Raw genomic sequence first — 6,608 nt, forward strand, 5'->3', positions numbered from 1 at the left:
GCGGGGCCGCGAACACCAGCACCACCTGCGCGTCCGGCCCCTCGGCGTCGATCGCCAGGCCCGGCCGGTGGTTGAGGAACACAGAGGGGGTGAGCTACGGGCGTGCGCGGCGCCGGGCCGCGCCGGGCGACGCTCCCGGCCAGGACCTCGCCGAGCAGTTGGAAGGTCAGGGCCGCGTAGAGGATGGCCAGACCGGGTGCGAGGGCGGGCAGCGGCTCGGCGTAGACGCGGTCGAGCCCCTGGTTGAGGAGCTGTCCCCAGTCGTAGCCGGGTGGTTGGACGCCCAGGCCGAGGAAGCTCAGCCCGGAGAGGGCGACCAGGGAGGTCCCCGCCGCCGTGGTGGTGGCCAGGAGCAGCGGCTCGGCGATGTTGGGCAGGACGTGCCGCCACAGCAGCCGCAGGCGGCGCAGGCCGAGGACCCGGGCCGCGGCCAGGTGGTCGGTGCCCGCCACCCCGGCGGCGAGGGTCTGGGCGAGCCGGGCGAAGCCGGGGACGCCCGCGGCCGCGAGGGCCAGCATCGCCCCGGCGGCGCCCGCGCCGAACACGACCGCGAGGAACATCGCGACCAGGAGCGCCGGGAAGGCGAGCAGGAGGTTGACCAGTCCGGCGGTCAGCCGGCGGGCACGCCGACCGAGCACGGCCGTGGAGGCCCCGAGCAGGACCCCCGCGCTCGCGCCGAGCAGGACGGCCGCCAGCGCGAGCAGCAGGGAGGGCCGGGTGGCCGCCAGGACCCGGGCGAGCAGGTCCCGGCCGAGGTTGTCGGTGCCGAACGGGTGCCCGGCGGAGGGCCCTTGGAGCACCGCCGAGGGGTCCGGGCGGTCGGCCGCCGCGCCCCAGACCAGCGGTCCGACCAGCGCGAGCAGGACGAGCGAGGCCAGCATGACGGCGGTGACCCAGGCCATGGGCGAGCGCCGGAGGCCGGACGGAAGGCTCATGGTCACATCTCCCTGATCGCCGAGCGGGGGTCGAGCACGGCGAGCAGCACGTCGACCAGGAGGCCGGCGAGCAGCACGGTGGTGCCCAGCACCAGCACCATCGCCTGGACCACCGGGTAGTCCTGGGCGACCACGGACTGCGCCATGGCGGAGCCGATGCCGGGCCAGGCGAAGACCTTCTCGACCAGCACGGTGCCGGCGATCAGGCCGGGCAGCAGGCTCCCGGCGACGGTGAGCGCGGCGGTGGCCGTGTTCGGTGCCGCGTGCCGCAGGTAGTACCGCGCGGGGGACAGCCGTTTGCTCCGGGCGGTGCGCAGGTAGTCCTCGTCCAGCACCTTCAGCGCCTCCACCCGGACGATGCGCAGCAGGACGGCGGTGGGCGCGAGGGAGAGGGCGAGGACCGGCAGGACGAAGGACTCGACACCCGCCGCACCGGCCACCGGGAGGAGTTGGAGGCCGACGGCCAGCAGCGCGGTGAGTCCGGCGGCCAGGACGAAGTCCGGGACCCCGGTCAGGCCGGCGGTGACGGCGGTGAACGCCAGCTCGGTGCGCGGGCGGCGGCCGTCGCGGGTGCGGACGGCGGCGAGCAGGCCGCCGGGCAGGGCGACGGCGAGGGTGGCCAGGAAGGCCAGCCCGGCGATCTCCAGGGTGGCCGGCAGCCGGGTGCGGACCAGCTCCGCGACCGGTGTCCCGGTGGTCAGTGAGGTGCCGAGGTCGCCGTGCAGGAGGCCGCCGAGGTAGTGCCGGTACTGGGACAGGAACGGCGCGTCGAGCCCGAGGCTGTGCCTGCGGGCGGCGACCAGGGCGGGGGCGGCGTCGACGCCGAGCGCGGCGCGGACCGGGTCGCCGGGGACGAGGCGGATCATCGCGAACGAGGCGGTGAGGACGACCGCGAGGGAGAGGAGCAGCCGGACGGTGCGGCGGCCGAGGAACACGGTCCAGGGGTGCCGCAGCAGTCGGGGTACGGACATGGTGGCCCCGGTCACTGGTGGAGGCGGATGCTGGTGGGGACGAGCTGGCCGCCGAAGGTGGTGGTGAACGTGGTGCGGTGGCCGTACACGCCGCTGCGGCCGTCGGCGATCGGCAGGGCGTCGGCCGCGCGGAAGAGCGCGGCGGCGGCCCGGTTCCAGGTGCCGCAGCCCGTCGTGTCGGTCTCCCGGAGGGCCTGGGCGACCAGGGCGTCGTACTCGGGGTTGCGCACGCCCGCGAAGTTGAGGCCCTGGGCGGGGGTGGGGCCGGAGAAGAAGGGGATGAAGCCGACCGGCAGGGCGAAGCCCGGCGAGGTGCCGGCCACCACGTCGAAGTCGGCGCTCTGGTACATGGCGTTGACGAGGGCGGGCAGGCTCTCGCTGACCAGGTCGACCCGCGCGCCGAGCGCCGTCCACTGCCGGGCCATCAGCTCGGCGACGGAGGTGAGGGTCGGGCCGAGGTCGGGGCTGGTGATCAGGCGGAGCCGCAGCGCCCGGCCGTCCTTGGTGAGCGGGCCGCCGGGGGAGCGGGTCCAGCCGGCCGCGCGCAGGGCCTCGGCGCCGTCCTGGGCGGGCAGGTTGGCGTCGGCGAGGTCGGCGTGGCAGACGCCGCCCTCGGCCCCGAAGTCGGTGGCGGGGCGGCCGGTGCCGCCGACCGCGACGTTGGCGAGCCCTTGGCGGTCGAGGGCGGAGACCAGGGCGCGGCGCAGCGCCGGGTCGGCGAGGGCCCGGCCGGGGCGCTGGTTGAAGAAGGTCAGCCCGACCACGGTGGCCACGTCGGTGGCGGCCAGGCCGTGGCCGGTGAGCCGGCCGCGGTCGGGACCGTTCACGTTCGCGATGTCGACGCCCCCGGTGAGCAGCAGGTTCGCCGCCGTGGAGGCCTGGGGGACGACGGAGATGACGATGCGCGCGGGGAGGCCGGGCTCCGCGGTGCTCGCCCCGGCGGGCCCCCAGGTGTAGCCGTCGCGGACGGTGAACTCGTAGGGCCCGCCGGGGGTGTAGCGGGTGAGCACGTAGGGGCCGGTGCCCTGGGTGGTGCGGTCCAGCGACCGGGGGTGGTCGAGGCCGGCCGGGCAGACGATCGGCAGCAGGCCGATGCTGCGGGTGAGGAACGGGAAGGGGGCGGTGGTGGTCGCGGACACCGTGCCGGTCGTGTCGTCGGCGGTGGCGGTGAACGGCACGTTCGGCAGGACGGTCTGGGCGCCGGCGAGCTGGTTGGCCGGGTCGCCCGCGTAGCTGAGGGACCGGGCGACGGCGGAGGCGGTGAGGGGTGTGCCGTCGGAGCAGGTGACGCCCGGGCGGAGGGTGAAGTCGGCGGTGGTGGCGGTGGCCTGCCAGGACGTGGCCAGGCCGGTGACCAGGGTGCCGTCGGGGGCGACGTTCACCAGGGAGTCGTAGGCGTAGCGGGCCTGGGAGGCACCGAAGGTGGAGTACGGGTCGAAGCTCGGGGTCTCGCCGGCCGCCGCGATCCGGACGGTCCCGCGGTCCACCAGGGGGGTGCTCGTCGAGGACGTGGCAGTGCTGCCGCAGCCGCTGAGGGTGAGGGCCGCAGCGGTCAGGGCGGCCGCGAGGGCGGCCGGCGGGGGGCGACGGAGCATGGCGTCATGGTGCCACCGGGCCTTGGCGATGGCGAGTCAACTCACATGGGGGAAAGGCGTGTTCGATTCAAGGGGCGCAGTGCTCCCGCCTTGTGGGGAGCGGTGGGCGCCGGGGCGCGGGGCGCGGCGGCGGAGTGCCCCTGGTTCACTCTTTCGAGGGGTGTCGGGGCCTGTCCGCCGTCGGCCGGGTGACCTGGCCGTCCGCCATCGCCACACTGTGTCGACATGACGACGAACGATCCGGGCCGTGAGGTCGGCCACCTGGCGGACCGCTACTGGGAGTTCCTGCTGGAGCGGGAGCCGTTGCTGCGGGTCCGCCAGGGGCTCCCGGTGGAGACGCTGCCGGGGGCGTCGTTCGCCGAGTCCGAGGAGCGGGAGCGGTTCGCGGCCGGCGTGCTGGAGCGGATGCGGCCGCTCGACGGTGCGGAGCTGTCCGGTGCCGATGCCGACACCGCGGCCGTCCTCGTGGCGCTGGCGGAACAGGAGTTGCGCGCCCACCGGTGGTACTGGCTGACGCCCGCCGCCACGCCGTACCGGCTCTTTCCACTGTCGCTGTACGTCGATGCCGTCCTGGGCGCCTTCCGATTCGCCGAACCAGCCGACGGCGACCGGTACGTGGCGCTGGTGCACGACCTCGCGCGGGTGGTCGGCTCGATCGGCGACAAGGTGGTCGGCCAGGCCGCGCGCGGCTTCCGGGTGCCGGCGCCGGCCCTGGCCGGGGTGCGGGCCACGGTCGAGGGCCTGCGGTCCTCCGCCGGGCGCCGGGTCACGGTGGCGGACGACCGGTTCGGTGGGCTCGGGCCGGCCGGGCGCGGACGCCTCCGGGACGGTGTCCGGCGGCTGGTGGAGGCCGAGTTGGCGCCGGCCTTCGACCGGTTGCTCGGGTGCGTCGACGACCCGGCGTACCCGGGAGGGGCGCCGCGGGACGTCGGGTGGGCGCACTACGAGGGCGGCGAGGAGGCCTACCGGGACTTCGTCCGGACCCACACCGGGAGCGACACCGGGCCCGAGCGGCTGCACGAGCTCGGCCGCGACCAGTGCCGCGAACTGGCCGAGCGGATGCGGGAGGTGCGCGAGGCCCTCGGCTTCCACGGCACCGAGGCCGGGTTCCACGAGCGGCTGCGGACCGAGTCCCGGTTGTACGCCCGGACGCCCGAGGAGGTCGAGGCCCGGTTCCGCGGCCACCTCGACCGGCTGGAGCCGCGGCTGCCGCAGTGGTTCGCCACCTTGCCGGCCGCGCCGTACGGGCTGGCCCGGTTGGATCCGGCGCTGGAGCCGGGGATGACCTTCGGGTACTACGAGGCCCCGACCGCGGCCAGTGCGGTCGGGCGCTACCGCTACAACGGCTCGGACCTGGACCGGCGCTCCCTGATCGGCTCGGCCTCCCTGATCTACCACGAGCTCGCGCCCGGGCACCACTTCCACCTCGCCCGGCAGGCGGAGGACGCCGCGCTGCCGCGACTGCGCCGCGAGGCGGCGGAGTTCGGCGCGTTCAACGAGGGCTGGGCCGAGTACGCGGCGGGGCTCGGCTGGGAGATGGGCCTCTACGAGGACCCGTGGGACGCGTACGGGCGTCTCGCGCAGGAGCGGTTCACCGCGCAGCGGCTGGTCGTCGACACCGGGCTCAACCTCGGGACGATGGACCTGGCGGGGGCGCGGGACTTCATGCGCGCCAACTCCACGGAGGAGGACGGCCAGATCGCCTCGGACCTGTTGCGGTACTCGACGGACCTGCCGGGGCAGGCGCTCTCCTACCGCGCGGGCTACCTGGAGTTCGTCCGGCTGCGGGCGGAGGCGGAGGCCGGCCGGGGTGCCGGGTTCGACGTGCGGGCCTTCCACGAGGCGGTGTTGGGAGGTGGCGCGCTGCCGTTCCCCGCCCTGCGCCGGCGGGTGGCGCGGGAGCTGAAGGTCGTAGCAGATCAATAAATATTACTATCTGACAAATTGCTTGGCGTACATACAAGCGATCGTTCTGGGTTATGTTCAGATTGCACTCGCACGAGTGAATCCCCTTGGGAGCATTTGGTTTTGGTGAGCTCGACTCGACTACGGTGACGGAGGATCGGGCGGTGGACCCCATCGGCGAGGAGTTTCGGTTCCGCGGGAAATCCGCGAGGGGAACCGGTCATCCCGCGAGGCGGGTACGTCCGTCCGTTCTGCTGTGTGCGCTCCGGAGTCCGAAGCGCCCGGATCCCCTGTCATCCGTCTGCGTAGAGAGATGGGAACACCATGCCGCCCGTAGTTCCGCCGTTCCTGATCGGTCTCGTCGTCGCGCCGCTGGCCAAGCGCCTCCTCAAGCCACTGGTGCGCGGTGTCGTCAAGACGTCCGTCGGCATCGTCATGGAGGTGAAGAAGGCCGCCCACGAGGCTGGCGAGAACATCCACGACCTCGCGGCCGAGGTGGCCGCCGACGTGGTGGCGGCCCAGGTCGCCTCCGGTGAGGGCCACCGCGCCGCGGAGGCCACTGCCCCGTTCGAAGAGAAGGCCGGGGCGACCGCCCCGGGCGACGCCGAGGCGAGGGCCCCGAAGATTCGCGCGAACGCCGGTGCCGGAAAGACACACTGACGCATCGTCATGTCCTGACCCGCCGCCTGGACGCACACCGCGATCGAACTCGCGCGCCGTGTCCACGCGGCGGTCGGCCGAGGGCCTTCCGGCCGCATCGGCCGCCCGTTCAGAATTCCGCTCCGTCGCGGTGTTCCGTCATGCCCGATGGCGGATCGTTCGCGACCTCTGCAAACAGGTGATCGTACACATGCCATCTCTGCTGGGTGCCGCAGCCGGATTCCGCTCCGTGGATCCGGACGTGAGCCCGCGCTCGGTCATTCCGGGCCGCCAGCGCTGGGACGTCAAGTTGGTCCTCGGACGGCCGAGGACGGCCGAAGTCCTCGCGGCGGCGCTGCGTCGCGTCCCCGGGATCACCGAGGCTCAGGCGAACCCGATCACCGGTGGGGTCCTCGTCCGGCACGAACCGCGGCTGCCCGCCGCGGATGTCGGCCGGATCCTGCGCCGGGTGGTCGCCCGCCGACTCGTGGGCGTAGCCGAGGTTGCTCAGGCAGCTGAGGGTGTCGGGGTGCTCGGGGCCGCAGAGCTCCTCCAGGCCGGCC

General features: G+C 74.3%; 6 protein-coding genes. 2 read left to right on the forward strand and 4 right to left on the reverse strand.

The window, feature by feature from the left end:
• The 3 genes from ACWDCZ_RS37950 to ACWDCZ_RS37960 form a co-directional block, all read right to left on the reverse strand.
• Positions 1–935: ABC transporter permease (locus ACWDCZ_RS37950; RefSeq protein WP_449818310.1), on the reverse strand; the 935-nt coding region annotated here is incomplete at its 3' end.
• Between the two features lie 2 nt (positions 936–937).
• Entirely contained in the window at positions 938–1,906 is a 969-nt protein-coding gene (locus tag ACWDCZ_RS37955) for an ABC transporter permease (RefSeq protein ID WP_380775360.1), read from the reverse strand.
• Between the two features lie 11 nt (positions 1,907–1,917).
• A complete protein-coding gene (locus ACWDCZ_RS37960) occupies positions 1,918–3,501 on the reverse strand; it encodes an ABC transporter substrate-binding protein (protein ID WP_449818311.1) in 1,584 nt (527 codons plus the stop codon).
• 225 nt (positions 3,502–3,726) lie between these two features.
• On the opposite strand from ACWDCZ_RS37960, the gene ACWDCZ_RS37965 reads away from it, so the two are divergent.
• Together ACWDCZ_RS37965 and ACWDCZ_RS37970 are read left to right on the forward strand one after the other, a co-directional pair.
• Positions 3,727–5,427, forward strand: coding sequence for a DUF885 domain-containing protein (locus tag ACWDCZ_RS37965; protein WP_449818312.1), 1,701 nt, complete (start codon positions 3,727–3,729; stop codon positions 5,425–5,427).
• A gap of 303 nt (positions 5,428–5,730) precedes the next feature.
• Positions 5,731–6,066, forward strand: a complete 336-nt coding sequence (locus tag ACWDCZ_RS37970; protein WP_387830597.1) for a DUF5132 domain-containing protein — start codon at positions 5,731–5,733, stop codon at positions 6,064–6,066.
• A gap of 109 nt (positions 6,067–6,175) precedes the next feature.
• On the opposite strand, the gene ACWDCZ_RS37975 is transcribed toward ACWDCZ_RS37970, so the two are convergent.
• Positions 6,176–6,608, reverse strand: a 433-nt coding sequence (locus ACWDCZ_RS37975) for a tetratricopeptide repeat protein (RefSeq protein ID WP_449818313.1), incomplete at its 5' end; no start/stop codon positions are given.

Source organism: Kitasatospora sp. NPDC001225, from assembly GCF_053597855.1.

What these genes read in the sequence shown, in the direction of transcription:
- ACWDCZ_RS37955 (WP_380775360.1), bottom strand. Translation starts at nt 1,906, where the DNA reads ATGTCCGTACCCCGACTGCTGCGGCACCCCTGGACCGTGTTCCTCGGC.
- ACWDCZ_RS37965 (WP_449818312.1), top strand. Translation starts at nt 3,727, where the DNA reads ATGACGACGAACGATCCGGGCCGTGAGGTCGGCCACCTGGCGGACCGC.
- ACWDCZ_RS37970 (WP_387830597.1), top strand. Translation starts at nt 5,731, where the DNA reads ATGCCGCCCGTAGTTCCGCCGTTCCTGATCGGTCTCGTCGTCGCGCCG.
- ACWDCZ_RS37960 (WP_449818311.1), bottom strand. Translation starts at nt 3,501, where the DNA reads ATGCTCCGTCGCCCCCCGCCGGCCGCCCTCGCGGCCGCCCTGACCGCT.